The organism is Roseovarius sp. EL26, from assembly GCF_900327775.1.
Classification (GTDB): Bacteria; Pseudomonadota; Alphaproteobacteria; order Rhodobacterales; family Rhodobacteraceae; genus Roseovarius.
This window is the reverse complement of record NZ_OUMZ01000005.1, coordinates 519,480-535,284: the sequence shown is the minus strand read 5'-3', so window position 1 is coordinate 535,284 and position 15,805 is coordinate 519,480. Positions and strand designations below refer to the sequence as shown.

At 55.8% G+C, this 15,805-nt stretch carries 14 protein-coding genes; 5 read left to right on the top strand and 9 right to left on the bottom strand.

Annotation, left to right across the window (positions count from 1 at the left end; translation table 11 throughout):
- The first annotated feature begins 55 nt into the window (after nucleotides 1–55).
- Nucleotides 56–952 (top strand): LysR substrate-binding domain-containing protein, encoded by an 897-nt coding sequence (locus tag D9A02_RS04470; RefSeq protein ID WP_120499761.1) that lies wholly within the window; start codon nucleotides 56–58, stop codon nucleotides 950–952.
- Here D9A02_RS04470 and D9A02_RS04465 read toward each other — a convergent pair.
- From D9A02_RS04465 to D9A02_RS04435, 7 genes are all read right to left on the bottom strand, one after another.
- Nucleotides 949–2,949 carry a hydantoinase/oxoprolinase N-terminal domain-containing protein gene (locus D9A02_RS04465; RefSeq protein ID WP_120499760.1) on the bottom strand — a complete coding sequence of 667 codons (2,001 nt, stop codon included), beginning with the start codon at nucleotides 2,947–2,949 and terminating at the stop codon, nucleotides 949–951. The two genes, D9A02_RS04470 and D9A02_RS04465, sit on opposite strands and share 4 nt — an antisense overlap.
- A gap of 46 nt (nucleotides 2,950–2,995) precedes the next feature.
- Nucleotides 2,996–4,051 (bottom strand): tRNA epoxyqueuosine(34) reductase QueG, encoded by a 1,056-nt coding sequence (gene queG, locus D9A02_RS04460; protein WP_120499759.1) that lies wholly within the window; start codon nucleotides 4,049–4,051, stop codon nucleotides 2,996–2,998.
- Between the two features lie 68 nt (nucleotides 4,052–4,119).
- Nucleotides 4,120–4,758 carry a cell wall hydrolase gene (locus D9A02_RS04455; RefSeq protein WP_120499758.1) on the bottom strand — a complete coding sequence of 213 codons (639 nt, stop codon included), beginning with the start codon at nucleotides 4,756–4,758 and terminating at the stop codon, nucleotides 4,120–4,122.
- Nucleotides 4,759–4,922: 164 nt separating this feature from the next.
- Nucleotides 4,923–5,705 (bottom strand): dimethylarginine dimethylaminohydrolase family protein, encoded by a 783-nt coding sequence (locus D9A02_RS04450; protein WP_120499757.1) that lies wholly within the window; start codon nucleotides 5,703–5,705, stop codon nucleotides 4,923–4,925.
- Between the two features lie 13 nt (nucleotides 5,706–5,718).
- The gene (locus D9A02_RS04445) at nucleotides 5,719–7,320 is read right to left on the bottom strand and encodes a 5-guanidino-2-oxopentanoate decarboxylase (protein ID WP_120499756.1); all 1,602 of its coding nucleotides are present in this window, start codon (nucleotides 7,318–7,320) and stop codon (nucleotides 5,719–5,721) included.
- Complete coding sequence (locus D9A02_RS04440; protein WP_120499755.1) at nucleotides 7,317–8,504, bottom strand: pyridoxal phosphate-dependent aminotransferase; 1,188 nt, start codon at nucleotides 8,502–8,504, stop codon at nucleotides 7,317–7,319. Before D9A02_RS04440 ends, D9A02_RS04445 begins: the two co-directional genes overlap by 4 nt.
- Entirely contained in the window at nucleotides 8,501–9,148 is a 648-nt protein-coding gene (locus D9A02_RS04435; RefSeq protein WP_120499754.1) for a TetR/AcrR family transcriptional regulator, read from the bottom strand. Before D9A02_RS04435 ends, D9A02_RS04440 begins: the two co-directional genes overlap by 4 nt.
- Before the next feature lie 84 nt (nucleotides 9,149–9,232).
- Between D9A02_RS04435 and D9A02_RS04430 the strand changes: the two genes are divergently transcribed.
- Genes D9A02_RS04430 through D9A02_RS04415 form a run of 4 tightly spaced genes read left to right on the top strand, consistent with a single transcriptional unit; the run spans nucleotide 9,233 to nucleotide 12,375 of the window.
- Nucleotides 9,233–10,033: an ABC transporter ATP-binding protein gene (locus D9A02_RS04430; protein WP_120499753.1), complete on the top strand. Its 801-nt coding sequence runs from the start codon at nucleotides 9,233–9,235 to the stop codon at nucleotides 10,031–10,033.
- Between the two features lie 36 nt (nucleotides 10,034–10,069).
- Nucleotides 10,070–10,843 carry a transporter substrate-binding domain-containing protein gene (locus D9A02_RS04425; protein ID WP_120499752.1) on the top strand — a complete coding sequence of 258 codons (774 nt, stop codon included), beginning with the start codon at nucleotides 10,070–10,072 and terminating at the stop codon, nucleotides 10,841–10,843.
- A gap of 9 nt (nucleotides 10,844–10,852) precedes the next feature.
- The gene (locus D9A02_RS04420; RefSeq protein ID WP_120499751.1) at nucleotides 10,853–11,605 is read left to right on the top strand and encodes an ABC transporter permease; all 753 of its coding nucleotides are present in this window, start codon (nucleotides 10,853–10,855) and stop codon (nucleotides 11,603–11,605) included.
- Nucleotides 11,602–12,375 (top strand): ABC transporter permease, encoded by a 774-nt coding sequence (locus tag D9A02_RS04415; RefSeq protein WP_120499750.1) that lies wholly within the window; start codon nucleotides 11,602–11,604, stop codon nucleotides 12,373–12,375. Before D9A02_RS04420 ends, D9A02_RS04415 begins: the two co-directional genes overlap by 4 nt.
- A gap of 58 nt (nucleotides 12,376–12,433) precedes the next feature.
- Here D9A02_RS04415 and D9A02_RS04410 read toward each other — a convergent pair whose 3' ends face one another.
- Together D9A02_RS04410 and D9A02_RS04405 are read right to left on the bottom strand one after the other, a co-directional pair.
- The gene (locus D9A02_RS04410) at nucleotides 12,434–13,783 is read right to left on the bottom strand and encodes an HlyD family type I secretion periplasmic adaptor subunit (protein ID WP_120499749.1); all 1,350 of its coding nucleotides are present in this window, start codon (nucleotides 13,781–13,783) and stop codon (nucleotides 12,434–12,436) included.
- Nucleotides 13,776–15,803, bottom strand: coding sequence for a type I secretion system permease/ATPase (locus tag D9A02_RS04405; protein WP_254054544.1), 2,028 nt, complete (start codon nucleotides 15,801–15,803; stop codon nucleotides 13,776–13,778). Before D9A02_RS04405 ends, D9A02_RS04410 begins: the two co-directional genes overlap by 8 nt.
- Nucleotides 15,804–15,805 lie beyond the last annotated feature (2 nt).

Genomic DNA, 15,805 nt, shown 5'->3' with positions numbered 1-15,805 from the left:
AAACTTTTAAACCTGTGATCCTTGTAAATATCATGGTCTTGGATAAGTTGTGCTTATGCAAAAGCTTTGGAAACTTGTCTCGTCTCCTCGTCATCTTCTGGTGTTCGAGGCTGCAGCCCGCACCGGGTCCTTTACCCGTGCGGCACAAGAGTTGAATGTTCAGCAACCGGCTGTTTCCGCTGCAATCAAACAGTTAGAAATCGCTCTTGGTGTGCCCTTGTTCACCCGTGCCCATAAATCGGTCAAGCTGACACCATCCGGCGAGCGGCTTTTCACGGATGTCGCGGCGTCGTTTGATCGGATCCATCAAACCGCCCAGATGCTCAGCCAGCGCAATGCGCAAGAACATGTCACGCTGTCCGCTTCAACCGCATTTGCGCACTACTGGATGGTGCCAAAGCTCACGCAATTTCATACCGCCCACCCTGGTGTCGACCTGCGGCTGCAAACCTCAGACCGGGAACCTGACATCGGGGCTGAAGGCATCAGCTTGGCCATCCGCCGGGGCTATGGCAACTGGGATGGCTGTGACTGTGCCCTGATCGCACCTGAGGTAATATCGCCCATCGCCTCAACCCGGGTGATGGCTGCAGCGGTGAACCTCAAGAACATCGCCAATCTGATCAACCAACCGCTGATCCACCTTGAGGAACCTGTGCGCGTTCGCCCCGACTGGGCTGCATTCTTCACCCACTGGAACCTGCCCGTGTCCGAGCCACGCTCCGGCTTGCGCCTGAACGATTACGCACTGGTTTTGCAGGCAACAATGGCGGGCGAAGGATTTGCCCTTGGTTGGCATCACACCACCCAAAACCTTGTTGCACAAGGCTTGCTGGCCTCCCGCGATGAATGGTCATGGAGCACAGGTGCGGGGTTTTATCTTGTGTGGTCCTCGACCGTACCGCTTAGCTCGCAGGCCAAACAAGTAAGGGATTGGTTGATCTCACTTTAAGCCGCTATCCTTGGGCGACCGCTGGCCTCTACCGTGATCTCCGCCTCAAGGAATACCTCGCGCGCCTCAGCTTCGGCGGTGCGCAAATCGCGGTGGGTTGAGACGGTGATATCCTCTGCTCCGGCAGCATCCGCTTCACGTCGCGCCTCGGCCGTCAGGGTGCTTTCCAAGGCGGCCATGGCTTTTTCAGCCTCGGCGTAATCCTCTGGTCCGGTGTCCAGATGCACCCGGAACCGTCCCTCTGCCGGGCTGGTCACGGTGCCACTGCGCCGGATCGTTACCCGACCAACGACCGCACCAATTGCATTGGCCACGCCCGCATGTTCTGGCAAGATCATCTCGCAGCCGACCCGCTCACCTACCGCAGGGTAATAGCTGGCGGCCGAGGCCCCAAGACCAATCACTGGCACGTTGATACCCGTATCGATGCGAACCAACCCTTTGTGCGTCGCCAAACCGCGTTGCATCAACACATGCCTCGCCAGATCAGCTGGTGGCAGGCCGAAACCTTCGTCCTCTTCATCAAATCCAGCTTCCAGTAGAGCCAGCGAAGTCTGGTGTGTCAGCTGATCAATGATCATCTGTGCCATCTTCTCAGGATTAGGATTCAACATATTGCCCGAGCCGGTTCGTTTGCGGCCGATAAGTTCCATCGCCTTTAGTGCTGCATCGCGATCCCAGCTGTCTAAACACCCTAGAACATGGCTCGCATCCGACGGTGTCACGCCAGAAACCTGTACCAGCCCCCGTTTCACCAACCGTTTGAGGGCCTGACTTTCCATCCGAGTTTTCAGGATTTTGGCGACTGGATGCACCCCCGTTCCGATACGTTCCAACACCGTCAAATCACGGTCCTGCAAGCCACCGGCCTCGATCCCCGGCACGGCGCGAACGAACTTTGTATCATATTCTCCGGGCGACGTGCTGCGCAATTGCTCGTCTAGAACCGCATGCACAATCTCGGGCGCTTCCTGTGCAATCAGGCTGACCGGCAAAACCCGGCGTGGGCCGAGTGAAACGCCCCCCTTCAGGCCCTCATCATTGACATGCACTTCACTGTCGCCGCCAAGGCCGGTGGTCCGCATTGCTACTGCCTCGACCATGGTCCGCCACGGGCCGACACGTGCGCCTGCCGGGTCAATCGCCGGGCGACCATCGCGCAAGACAGCCACGTCAGTTGTGGTGCCACCTATGTCCGAGACCAGTGCAAAATCTGCGCCCGTCATCCAGCTTGCACCAACAATACTGGCCGCTGGGCCACTCAAAATAGTCTCAATGGGACGTTCACGCGCCTGCTCGGCTGAGATCAGCGCGCCATCACCACGCACCACCATTAATGGTGCCTCAATACCTAACTCGACCAACTTGCCTTCAGCTTTTTCGATCAGCTTGGCAATCATCCCGATCAACCGCGCATTCAATACGGCCGTCAGGGCGCGTTTGGGCCCGTTCAATTTTGCCGAAAGCTGATGAGAACAAGACACAGGTCGACCAGTAATATCGCGGATCATCTCCGCCGCCGCCAGTTCATGCGCCGGATTGCGCGTGCCAAACTGCGCGGCGACTGCAAAGGCCGAAGCGCCATGATCAGAGGCCAGCCAAGCAGCCAGCGTCTCTTTATCCAAGGCATTCGCCTCGCCGCCTGCGTGGTTGTGACCGCCTGTAATCACCACAGCCGGATCCCCCGCCAAAGCCTCACTCAACCCGTGGGTCTCAAGATCACGTTCGCGAAAGCCGATGTAGACCAACCCCACACGCCCGCCCTGCCCTTCAACCAGCGCATTTGTTGCCAGCGTGGTGGACAACGACGCCATACCGATGTCGGAAACATCTGCGCCGCTTTCTGACAAAACCGCCTCAACCGCCTTGCCGATACCTTCGGCCAAATCATGGCGTGTGGTCAGGGATTTCGCACTTGCGATGACGTCCTTCTCATCGCGGATCAAAACCGCGTCAGTATAGGTTCCACCTGTATCAACACCCAACAGCAATGCCATTTACCGGCTCCCTCATTCTGTTCGCAACAGGCGGTTTAGCGAGTTTTCACAGGCTTTCCATCCCTTTTGCGTCATTTTTCAGTCGCAGAACCGCCCAGCGCGCAGCATCCGCGACAGTTTCGTCCGGGTCTTCACATAAATCCTGCGCAAATCGCTGCAATTCGGCACACCCTGAGTTCCCAATGGCATAGAGTACATTGCGCACGAATCTATCACGCCCAATGCGTTTAATCGGGCTGCCGGAAAACTTTGCGCGAAAAGCCGCATCATCCAATTGCACGAGTTCTGCCAACTCAGGTGCGATCAGATCATCCCGTGCGTGATAGCGCAACTCACGCGCTTCAACAGCAAACTTGTTCCAAGGGCACGCCGCTAAACAGTCATCACAACCATAAATCCTGTTGCCCATCAAGGCCCGCAGATCCGGATCTATCGGGCCTTTATGCTCAATCGTCAGATAGGAAATGCAGCGCCGTGCATCCAATTGATAAGGCGCGGGAAAAGCATTCGTCGGACAGGCATCAAGACAGGCTCGACAACGCCCACAGTGATCAATCTCGGGCGCGTCTGTGTCCAGTTCCAGCGTGGTAAAAACCGACCCGATAAAGAACCAACTGCCCAACTGGCGACTGACCAGATTGGTGTGTTTGCCCTGCCAGCCCAAGCCCGCCGCTTGCCCCAACGGTTTTTCCGGCACAGGGGCTGTGTCCACAAACACCTTCACATCACCGCCCCCCTCGGCAATCAACCAACGCGCCAGCCGTTTCAGGCGCTTCTTGACCAGATCGTGGTAATCCTTGTTCCGGGCATAAACAGATATTGTCCCGACATCGGTTTGCGAGATTGTCGCCATCGGGTCATCCTGCGGCGTGTAGCTTTCGCCCAACACGATCACAGACCGCGCCTCGGGCCAGAGCGCCGCCGGGTTTTCACGCCAATGGCTGCGCTCTTCCAGCCATCCCATTTGGCCGTGATAGCCTTGCTTTAGAAACGCCTCCAATCGCTCTGGCACCTGCGGTACATCCCATGGTCGACAGATTCGGCAGGCGTCAAACCCCTCTGCCAATGACTGCGCGATCAGAGCCTTTTTCAATTGCTCCATGACGCGCGGCCTCCTGTCTGCTGGGTGTTACGGTAGCCCCACGCGCATATCGCGCGCGCCGGCAATCATCAACCTTCGCTCTCGCCCTTGGGCTGTTCATGCGGGCCAAGAAACAAATGGTTCCCGATATTGGCCAGTGGTTTCATCTTCTTGGCCCAGCCCGGCGAAACCGAATGTGCATGATAATAAATCGCACCACGTGTAAAGCCCCAAGCCCCATGTTCCAGCAAAAACGCAGCCACACGCTGCGCCCGCTCATAAGCACCGGCTTCTGCATACTCCTCAGGCAGGCCATCGCAAGCGTAACTGAACTGGCACGCATTCTTGTTCTTGCTGCCCTGATAAATCACGCCGCAAACTGAATCTGGAAACGCCGGATGCGCCGCCCGGTTCAAAATGACCTCAGCCACAGCGATCTGACCACGCACCGTTTCACCCCGCGCCTCAAAATAAAGCGCCTCGGCAAGGCATTTTTGATCTTCAGTCATCTTTTCGGGGAATGGCAGGCCCGCAACCCAGATCGAATCAAGCAAAGAAACTTCATTCAATGTTGGCGTCGGTGGTAAATCATCACGCTCCGGACGCTCCATCTGGTAAGTTCCAACAAGTGCGGTATCTGACGTGGCATGTTTCACCAGAGCGGCTACCAACAATAAACTTGTGACACTTACCAGCCCCGCAAATATAAACTCGCTGCGTATGTTCATCCCATTCCTCCCGCCCTCATGCTAGAGGACTCCGCGCTCAAATAGCAAGACATGCGGATTGGGGCTAATTTAAGGAATATGAACGCGATGTAACCACTGCCTTGCCCTAACTCCACGTTGCGGCGGAAAAATAGGCCTAAGCATCCATCCACAGTATTAGCTTATCAGAACCTCAGCGACAAACAGGACATACCACCATCCAGCTTAGCACATTCAGTGTTGCTGATTTCTACGACCTCATAGCCATTCTTGCGCAGCATTTCTGCCGTGCGCGGAAAGCCCGCCGGGCTGAGAACAAACTGGTTGAACCGGATCGAATTGGCGGCGGCCTCTTCCCCGTCAGCGACATGCAGGACGCGGTACCCTTCAAAACAGCCCGAAGCATCAAGCCGTTTGGTCGACAAGATTGTCTCGCCGTCCAGCAGCGAACAGTCGGTTTTGAAATGCAGCACGCCGGGAGGGGTGAACACCTCACGCACAGAGTGACCCCAGTCCGCAACAATCGCGGTCAGCTCTGCCACGCCTTCAGCATCTGTACGATCTGACCGCCCGACAAGGATTTCACGACACGTAACCAGAATATCGCCACCCTCAATATGGCCAGGGCCTTTGATTTGGCGGACATTGTCATAGACCTTGCGAATTGCGGGCTCCATCTGGGCCACTTCGCCCATTCTGCTGGGGGCGCCAGGGCGCATCATCACCGCACCTTGCGGCAGGCAAAGCGTTGTATCCTCAACAAAAACCGCATCTGGAAAATCCTCCAGTGGGGGCAGTTCAATTACCTCTGCGCAAGTCTGTTTGAGCGTGGCAACGTAGTGGTCATGTGCCGCCTGCATCTGGGCCAGATCGGGTGTGCCAATATGTTCCGCACGCAGACCATCGGTAATGCTAGCAGCTGGGCGGCGGGTGATCGCGCGGGAAAATTCAAAGGTTGGATCGGTCATGGAACGTTCTTTCTCAGGATACGTTGTGCGATTGATTTGGCGCACGAATTTCAATCAGCCGCGGCCCGTCGGTGGCTTGCGCCATCTTGAGAGTTGCGGCCACAGTTTCCGGCTCGGCTCCAATGCGCCAAAACGGCATGCCACAGGACGCGGCCACATGTTCAAAATCTGGTGGCGTTGGATCACAGCCCAGCACCGTAACCCCAACCGCCTGCATCGATGTGGCAATCTCCTGATAGCCAAAGTTGTTCCAGATCACGAAGGTTATCGGCAGGTTTTCATCCACTGCGCACATCAGCTCTGGCAGGCTGAATTGTGCCCCCCCGTCACCCGCGATGCAGATCACCGGTGCCGTAGGCTCTGCAAGTGCCGCACCAATTGCCGCCGGAATGCCGAACCCAAGCGCCCCGAATCCAGTGGCAGCGTTGAACCAACCTGCCGGGCGGTCGTGGTCATAATAGAGATTGCCCGCATAGATCGGATAGACGGAATCGCCTACGGAGATTGCGTTTGGCACCGCCTCGCGCATTGCGGTCAGAACTTCGCACAGCGCACGCATTTCAGGGCCAATTTCCTCGTAGGCCTCTTGCCGCGTTTTAGCAGCCACATCTTGGCCGTGATGGTTTGCTGTCGCGCCTGAAAGCTGAGCGTTGATCGCGTCGAGAGCAACTGAAGCCTCGCCAACGATTGCAAGCTCTGCCTCGTAGCGGGCCAGTTGATCAGGGCAAAGATCAATGCGGATCAAGGATTTCATCGCTGCCATCTTTCCGGTGGCATACATGTCATAATCGGTCTGGCCCAATTCAGTTCCCACTGCCAAAACCACATCGGCGGATTCGATCAGCGCACGCACGGCATTAAGACTGGCACTGGCAGGAACGCCCAAGGGATGATCAAACATCACCCCACGCGCGTTTACCGTTTGCACCACAGGTGCACCCAAGGTTTCGGCCAGCTTTTGTAGCGGCACCCCGGACCAACGGGCCCCGCCGCCGGCCAATATGACCGCAGATTTAGCACCGGCCAGCATTTCACAGACCTGAGCAATCTGATCCGAGTCGCATACATGGACCGCAGGCTTTGCGCTCGTTGCAGACGCGCTGGTGTATTCTGAACCCGCCACATCCAGAGGGATCTCGATATGTGTCGGGCCAGGGCGGCCGGTGCTGAACGGCGCATATGCCCGGTCAAGTGCGGGTGTCAGCTCCTCTGCTGCCTCGACCCGCTCCGACAACAAAGCCACCGTTTGCGCCATAGCGCGTTGGTCCGGAAGTTCATGCAAATGGCCCAGACCTTTGCCCAGACTGGACAGCGTGTTCACCCCAGAAACCACCAGCATCGGCACACTGTCGGCGCGCGCCTGCCCCATGGCCGTCAGGGTGTTCGCCAGCCCCGGACCAGTGATAACAAAAGCCACACCAGGCTTGCCCGAAACCCGGGCATACCCATCCGCCATGAACCCTGCGCCCTGTTCGTGCCGGGGTGTGATATGGCGAATGCCTGACGTGGCCAAACCACGATACAGCTCGACCGTGTGTACACCAGGGATGCCAAAGACAACTTCAACATCACGTTCAACCAGCTGGGAAACCAGAGCCTCTCCGATACTTGTCATGCGTTTTCGAGCTCCAGTTGCTTGGCGTGCTTGATGATCCGGTCGCAAGCAGTGGCAAACGCTGCTTCATCAACGGTCAAAGCGACCCGCACCCAATTGTCCATTGTTTCCCCAAAAGAAGCCCCCGGCATCACCGCGACCTCGCCGTGCTCCAACAGGTGCAGCGCATAATCCTCACCGTTCATGCCGGTGGCTGAGACATCGATCATGGCAAACATGCCCGCCTGCGGCCGATGAACCTGCAATTGGGTCTCCTCCGCCAGACGCTCATATAATCGCTGCGCCCTTGCCGCATAACGTTGCGCCATTCCCGGTGCCACAGATGACCCATCGCGAATGGCCTTTTCTGTCATATCCGCGATGAACGGCTGATTACCGAACAACATGGTTTCGGACAAAGGCAGTAAAGCCTCAACAAAGTCTGGCGGGCCTACACACCAACCACTGCGAAAGCCGGGAGCTGCGTGGGATTTTGAAATGGACGACACCACAATGACTCGGTCGGCCAGCTCAGGCTGCGACAGGGGTGAGGAAAACTCTGACCCATCAAAGATCAGCTCTTCATAGACCTCGTCCGAGACGATCCACAGATCATGTTCAATCGCCAGATCGCCAATAGCTTTGATATCTTCTTCAGTCAGGATTGACCCCGTGGGATTATGTGGTGTGGTCAGCAAGATGGCTGATGTTTTGGCTGTGATCCGGGCTGCTATATCCTCGGCATTTATGCGAAAGCCGTTTTCTGACCGGATTGGCACAGGCATCATATCGGCGCCACTGGCGCGAACAACACCTTCATAAGTGGCATACATCGGATCCCCAACCAGAACCTCGCAACCGGCCTCGGCAACGCCCATCAACACGGCATAAAGCGAGGTCTGCGTGCCCGGAAAACACAAGACCTGATCCGCATCAATATTCTGTCCTGTGCGGTTGGAATACCGCTCAGCCAAAGCGGCACGCAGCCCCGCCTCGCCTCGTCCGTTCGAATAAGTGGTGCGTCCGCGGTGCAGTGAACCAATTGCCGCTTCGATCAATTCGCTAGGAGCGGGCACGTCCGGTTCACCAATGGTCATCTCAACGATGTCCTGCCCTTGGGCCACAAGTTCCTTGGCCTTCAGATAAACCCCCCACTTGGCGCCACCCAGGCCCGCCAACCGTTTTGTAATCGCTGTCTGTTTCATATCTGGCCCTCTGTCGTTGCCAATTCCAATCCGATGATAGCCCCCACCGACTCAAGGCCGATTTCGGGCAACTCCCCCGGTTCAAACGCTCCGGGTAACGCACCACCTTCTAACCACAACCCATCAATCACCGCGTTACAGGCAATCGCCAGACCGCGCAGTTTCTGCGGCGTGGCGGGGATCTGTGCCTCGACCAACGCCTCTGAGATCAGAGCCTCCAGCCGGTCACGAAAATCATGATATGTCTGTTCGTGAATGGCCTGCATGCGCGGATCTTCACGCACTTTGTTTAGAAAACTGGCCCACAGGGACACCGAATTTGCATCTACAACCGGGGCCGTCAGACCCGCTACCACAAACGCGGCTAGCCGGGCTTTGCCTGTCGCATACGCACCCACGCTCAACTCTGACGTCTGATTGGTCATGTGACTCATATGCGTCTCATAGGCCGCAAGAATCAGGTCTTCCTTGGTCTTGAAGTAATGCCGGATCAAACCTTGCGTCACCTCAGCCCGCTCCGCAATAGCGCGCACGGTTGCGCCACGCACACCCTGCTCTGAAATCAAGGACAACGTCGCCTGAATCAGCGCTTCCTTGCGCAGCTCTGCGGGCTCTCGCCTGAATTTTGGAGTGGTTTCAGACACAAAGGATTCCAGTTTTTCTAATTATACACTTGCATAATTACGGAATCGCGGCATAACTACAAGCCAGAAAATGAGGGGAGTACGATGGACACTGCAGAATCCGCTGCTGAAACCAGTGCCGCGCCAAACGTTCAGGACGAGGCCATTCGCATCACCGATATGCATAAATCCTTCGGCGCGCTCGAGGTACTCAAAGGCGTCTCACTGACCGCGCACAAAGGCGATGTTGTTGCCATTATCGGTGGCAGCGGCTCAGGCAAATCAACCTGCCTGCGTTGCATCAACTTTCTTGAAACCCCAAGCGCGGGTCAGATCGTTATCAACGGCGAAGAGGTTAAGATGCGCGCTGATGGCACACCCGCAGACCGTCGCCAGATTGAACGCATCCGCACCAAACTTGGCATGGTGTTTCAGTCCTTTAACCTCTGGACTCACCGCACATTGCTGGAAAACGTGATCGAAGTACCGATCTATGTGCTGAAAATCCCACGCGAAGAAGCCATTGAACGCGCCAAGGTACTGCTGGATCGGGTGGGATTGGCCGACAAGGCCGATACTTTCCCCTCATTCCTGTCGGGTGGGCAACAGCAACGTGCAGCAATCGCACGGGCGCTGGCGGTCAATCCTAGCGTGATGTTGTTTGATGAACCAACAAGTGCCCTTGACCCGGAATTGGTTGGCGAAGTGCTGACCGTGATCCGCGATCTGGCTGCTGAAGGGCGCACAATGCTGCTGGTCACCCACGAAATGAAATTTGCCCGAGAGGTCGCAACCCATGTTGTTTACCTTTTTGAGGGACGGATCGAAGAACAAGGGCCCCCGGCCGAGCTTTTTGGAAACCCTAAATCCGCCCGGCTTCAACAATTTCTGAAATCCGTCGGCTGACGGCATACCAAGCAAACCATAACAGGGAGAATAATAATGACATTCAAGAAACTGATGATCGCAGGTCTGACGACCACTTTGCTGAGCGCCGGCGCCGGCGTGGCCGAAGAAGTGAAGATCGGAATCGCGGCTGAGCCATATCCACCGTTTTCATCTCTTGACGCTTCTGGCGAATGGGGTGGTTGGGAGATCGAAGTAATCAACGCCGTCTGCGCAGCTGCCAAGCTGGATTGTGTGATCACGCCAGTAGCATGGGATGGGATTATCCCGTCACTGACTGGCCAGCAGATCGATGCGATCATGGCCTCAATGTCGATCACCGAAGAACGCCTAAAAACTATCGATTTCAGCGATGCTTACTACAACACCCCTGCCGTGATTGTTGCAGACAAATCGATGGACATCGAAGCCACGCCGGAATCCCTTGCGGGTAAGATCATCGGCATTCAGGCTTCAACCACACACCAGGCCTATGCAAATGCCCATTTTGGAGATGCAGCTGAGATCCGCGTTTACCAAACACAAGACGAAGCCAACCAAGATCTGTTCGCTGGTCGAATTGACGCCACGCAGGCTGATAGTATTGCGATGGCAGATTTTGTCGGCACAGATGCCGGTGCCTGCTGCGAAATCAAAGGCGCCGTTGCCAGTGACGAATCCATTCTGGGCCGCGGCGTTGGCGCCGGGATCCGCAAAGGTGATGATGCCCTGCGCGATAGCCTAAATGCAGGCATCGCTGCCATTTTGGCAGATGGCACCCACGAAGAGATCACCTCGCGTTACTTCAACGCCAGTATCTACAGCGAATAAGCCCGCATCGTGGAATACATTCTCGAAACACTCGGTCTTGCCCAAAGCGCAGAACTGCTATCTCTCAGCCCGCCGGGCTGGGGGGGAAACCTTCTTCGTGGCCTCGCTAATTCCTTGCAAATCGCCTTTGGCGCCTTTGGCTTTGGCTTGGTGATCGGGTTGTTTGGAGCTTACGGAAAACTCTATGGCGGGGTGGTCACACGTGATCTTCTCGCCATATACACCACAGTCATTCGGGCCGTGCCCGAACTGGTACTGATCCTGATTCTTTACTATGTCGGCTCGGACCTGATCAATCAGGCATCACAGGCACTCGGATACGGCCGGGTTGAAATTAGCGGTGTTGTCGCCGGCATTTGGGTACTGGGCATCGTGCAAGGTGCCTATGCCACCGAAGTGTTGCGTGGCGCGATCAAAGCGGTTCCCCAAGGCCAGATCGAAGCTGCCCGCGCCTTTGGCATGCCGCCATTCATGTTGATGCGCCGGGTGACGATTCCGGCAATGATGTCATTTGCCACCCCCGGTCTGGCCAATCTGTGGCTCATTGCCACCAAAGACACTGCACTGTTGGCGATTGTCGGCTTTAGCGAGCTCACCTTGGAAACTCGTCAGGCCGCTTCCAGTACTCGCGCCTATTTCACCTTCTTTCTCGCAGCAGGTGCGCTCTATTTGATGGTGACATTATGTTCCGGCGCTGTGTTCGCCCGGATCGAAAAATGGGCGCGACGCGGGCAACCCTCACTGAAAGGGGGTGCGCGATGATCACTGTACGTGCTTTGATGCAGCCCCACAGAATTGTTTTGATGGCGCTGTTTTCCGCCTTTGTGATCTGGTGCGCGGTCTCTCTACGTTGGGATTGGCTTCCAACCTACATGCCTCTGGCTCTCGAAGGGTTGTGGCGCACGATCTGGATCATGGCTGTCACCTGTGTGATCGGATTTTTGCTAGCAATCCCACTGGGCCTCGCTCAGGCAATAGGCCCTTGGTATCTCTCGGTTCCGGCTCGCGTGTTCTGTACCGTCATTCGCGGCACGCCGTTGTTGTTGCAAATCTGGCTGTTGTATTACGGTTTGGGATCTTTGTTTCCGCAAATCCCATGGATCCGCGGCAGTGAACTTTGGCCCTACTTACGGCAAGCTTGGCCCTATGCGGTACTGGCCTTATCCCTATCTTATGCCGGCTACGAGGGAGAAGTCATGCGCGGGGCATTCTCTGGCGTCAACAAAGGCCAGCTTGAATCGGCCAAGGCCTTCGGCATGCCACGTTTTACTATTTTCCGCCGCATCTGGTTGCCACAAGCAATCCATAACGTCCTGCCAACCCTGGGTGGAGAAACCATTCTGCAACTCAAAGCAACACCGCTGGTGGCAACCATCACTGTGGTCGAAATCTACGCCGTGTCGTCACGGGTACGTGCAGATACTTTCATTGTGTACGAGCCGCTCCTATTGCTTGCCGCAGTTTACATGGTCATCGCCGGGATCATTGCCCTGTTGTTTCGCCGCCTCGAGATGCGCATACCGTCGAGATAACCGCTCGGTTCATCAATGAATCGCGCCCCCCCGATTGCCCTCTATACGGGATTTGCGGTTACTGTTCGCGAAAAGCACGGGCCATGCTGTCGACCACAGGCTTTGCGATGTATTGAGCAAAAGTACGTTCTTCGGTTGTGATCATGATTTCAACTGGCATACCCGGTTTGGGGGAAAACCCCCCCGAAACTTTTGCCAGCTCAGCCGGAGACAAGGACACCCGAACGACATAGACCTCGCGCGCGGTGGGTTGGTCAGATGTATCTGCAACAATGGCATCCGCCGAAACATATTCAACCGTCCCATGCAATATGGGCGTTGTTCGCTGGTTTAATGCAACCAGCCGCACGGTCGCAATCTGTCCCCCCTTCACGCTATCAATATCGCTGCGTGGAACCAGCGTCTCTATGATCAACGGAGCGTTCTCAGGCAGGATTTCGGCAATCGGGCGACCGGTTTCGATCACGCCACCGGCAGTATGATAGTAAAGACGCACAACCGTGCCTGAAACCGGGGCCAGAACATCGGTTCGCTCCAGCACGTTTTCAGCCTTGCGCATTTGTTCCCGAATACCTTCCAGCTCTGATTGCACCGCTTGCAATTCAGATAGAGCCGCGCGGCTGTATTCATCATGGGCTTTTTGAATTTGAGTGTTGAATTTTCTTTTCATCTCAGCAACTTCATCCACTTCTGCCTGAAGTCGGGCAATGTTTCCCAGTGCTTCAAGCCGAGCGCGCTTCAGGTTGGTCAGCTCTGTGCGTCGCGTCAGACCAGAGGCAAGCAATTCGTTCTTGGATTTGAGTTCCTCATCCAACAATTCAATCTGCTCATGCAATGTCCCCATCTGATCAACATACCCACGCCGCCGAGCACCCAGCGCATCGATGTTACGCTCAACCAATGCGACGTCATTACCCAGCCCCGAGCGAGCCACCTCAAACGCTAGGCGTTGACTGTCTATGATTGATGCAATTTCAATATCCTCCATCAGAGGCGTAACAATCTCGGGCAGGTCCATCTCAGTTTGATACCGGTGTTGCGACAGCAGCCGCTGCTGGGTGATCATCAGCCTGACTTGGCGCAGGAACAGTTCGCGTTTGCTGGCTTTGGCCAATGTCTCATCCAGCCGAACAATCGGCTCGCCTACACTGACAGTAGAGCCTTCAGTGACAAGGATTTCCTTGATGATCCCGCCCTCAAGGTGTTGCACAATCTTGTTCTGCCCCGTGGCCACGAAACTACCCTGTGCAATCACAGCTGCGGCCAGCGGCGCACCAAAGGCCCAAACCCCAAATCCGCCAAAGGCCAAGATCATAAGCGAAATGCCAAAAAAAGCATGGCGTGAGATCGAGCGAGGTACTTCAGCATACCATTCTGAAGCAACTTGAGCTTGTGGTACATCAGGCATTTTCCGGACCCTCGTCTTTCAAATTTGGTGGCGTTTTTGGATTTGGCGGCGGAACGGATTGGCTTGCGGCCCGCCTATTTCGGTCTTCGGCAAGCTTGGCCATGACCTGTGTGCGTTCGCCGAACAGGCTGATGTTGCCGTTGGCCAAGAGCATGATCTTGTCGACCACATTCAACAGCGCCGGTTTTTGCGTGATAATCACCGAAGTGATCTTGTTGGCGCGCGCATGCTCGATCGCCTTAGCAAGAGCCTTGTCACCAGCCACATCCAGATTAGAGTTCGGCTCATCAAGTACCAAAAATCGCGGATCACCAAAGAACGCCCGCGCCAGTGCAATACGTTGCTTTTGCCCCCCTGACAAAGGCGACCCATCTGCGGCAACCATGGTTTCATAACCCTGCGGTAGTTGTGCAATCATGTCATGCACATCGGCCAAAACAGCGGCGCGGTGGATCTGCTCATCAGTCGCGCCTTCCTGCATGCGCCCGATATTTTGTTTGATAGTGCCGGGAAACAGCTGCACATCTTGCGGCAAATAACCGATGTTTTCGCCCATCTGGCGCGGATCCCAGTTGCGCAGATCCATCAGATCAAGCCGCACATTGCCCGATGTCGGCAGAATAGAGCCCACCAACATTTTTCCCAGCGTTGTTTTGCCAGCACCCGAATTGCCAATCACCGCCAGCGCCTCTCCGGGATGTAGAGAAAAGCTCAGCCCATTCAACACAACCTGTTTGGTGCCGCCCGGCACATAGAGCAGACGTTCAACATCCAACCTCCCCTCTGGGTTCGGCAACCACAGGCGTTCGAACTGTAACTTTGATCCGCTCAGCAATGTTCTGATCCGGCCGTAGGCCGCACGGGTTAGTAGGAAGGTGTTCCACCCCTCGATCGATCCCTCGACCGGGGCTAAAGCACGCCCCGCAATAATGGATGCAGCAATCACCATACCGCCAGTGATTTCGCCCTGAATCGCCAGATATGCACCCCACCCCAATAGGCCCACCTGTGTCAACAAGCGGATACCCCGTGAGATTGCCGCCGAAACAATATTGCGATCTTGCGCGCGAACCTGTGCAGTCAGTGAAGCTGCAGTATCACGCCCCCAGATTGACACCGCCTCGGGGATCATCGCCATTGCATTGATCACCTGACTGTTGCGTGACATTGAATCCAGGTGAAGGTTAGCTTTGGACTGTGCCATTGTGGCCACTGCAAACGGTTTGGAAGTGACTTTTTGGTTGATGATCGCGATCACGAATAGCACTCCGGCAGTCGCGAGTACAATCATCCCCAGATCCGGATGCACCAGATAAATGGCCAGCATAAACAGCGGTGCAAATGGCACATCCAGAAAAGAGATCAACGTGCCTGAAACTAGAAATCCACGCAATTGCTGCAGATCACCCAGAGTTTGATATTCGCGACCATTGCCATTCAAAGAGGCATGCGCCGCAGCACTCAGGATTGGTGCGCCCAGCTGGGCGGCAACTTCGACCGCGGTGCGCATCAGCATGAACCGCCGGACCGCATCTAGAATGGACTGCAAAATCACCGCGCCCACAATCACCACAGACAGCATGATCAATGTATCAACAGAGCGGCTGGTCAACACCCGGTCAGAAATCTGGAAAAGATAAATCGGGATCGACAGCACTAATAAATTGGTGGCACAGGTCAGAATGAAGACGAAAATCAGATTGAGCCGAACCGCTGCCATGCCGCGCTTCATACTGGCGCCATAGTCCTCGGGTTGAATGCGTTTATGGAATGATCGACCACCCCCACCACCGCCGCCGGGTGGCGCTGGCGGTGGCGGGTCTTTTTTGCGCGCGATCGGGCCGGTCTCTGCGTCAATCGTAGTCCCGAGTTTATCAGAGGTATCGCGCGCTTCATTGGGCGGCGTATCTACTCTCATTTCAGGATCAAGCTTCAATGTTTCGCACTTGTCCTTTTCCCGCTGTTGGCGGTCATTCGAAATGTCATTTTTAAAATCAAAATCAGCACTGTGATCTTTCAACG

What these genes read in the sequence shown, in the direction of transcription:
- D9A02_RS04470 (WP_120499761.1), top strand. Translation starts at nt 56, where the DNA reads ATGCAAAAGCTTTGGAAACTTGTCTCGTCTCCTCGTCATCTTCTGGTG.
- D9A02_RS04465 (WP_120499760.1), bottom strand. Translation starts at nt 2,949, where the DNA reads ATGGCATTGCTGTTGGGTGTTGATACAGGTGGAACCTATACTGACGCG.
- queG (WP_120499759.1), bottom strand. Translation starts at nt 4,051, where the DNA reads ATGGAGCAATTGAAAAAGGCTCTGATCGCGCAGTCATTGGCAGAGGGG.
- D9A02_RS04455 (WP_120499758.1), bottom strand. Translation starts at nt 4,758, where the DNA reads ATGAACATACGCAGCGAGTTTATATTTGCGGGGCTGGTAAGTGTCACA.
- D9A02_RS04450 (WP_120499757.1), bottom strand. Translation starts at nt 5,705, where the DNA reads ATGACCGATCCAACCTTTGAATTTTCCCGCGCGATCACCCGCCGCCCA.
- D9A02_RS04445 (WP_120499756.1), bottom strand. Translation starts at nt 7,320, where the DNA reads ATGACAAGTATCGGAGAGGCTCTGGTTTCCCAGCTGGTTGAACGTGAT.
- D9A02_RS04440 (WP_120499755.1), bottom strand. Translation starts at nt 8,504, where the DNA reads ATGAAACAGACAGCGATTACAAAACGGTTGGCGGGCCTGGGTGGCGCC.
- D9A02_RS04430 (WP_120499753.1), top strand. Translation starts at nt 9,233, where the DNA reads ATGGACACTGCAGAATCCGCTGCTGAAACCAGTGCCGCGCCAAACGTT.
- D9A02_RS04425 (WP_120499752.1), top strand. Translation starts at nt 10,070, where the DNA reads ATGACATTCAAGAAACTGATGATCGCAGGTCTGACGACCACTTTGCTG.
- D9A02_RS04415 (WP_120499750.1), top strand. Translation starts at nt 11,602, where the DNA reads ATGATCACTGTACGTGCTTTGATGCAGCCCCACAGAATTGTTTTGATG.
- D9A02_RS04410 (WP_120499749.1), bottom strand. Translation starts at nt 13,783, where the DNA reads ATGCCTGATGTACCACAAGCTCAAGTTGCTTCAGAATGGTATGCTGAA.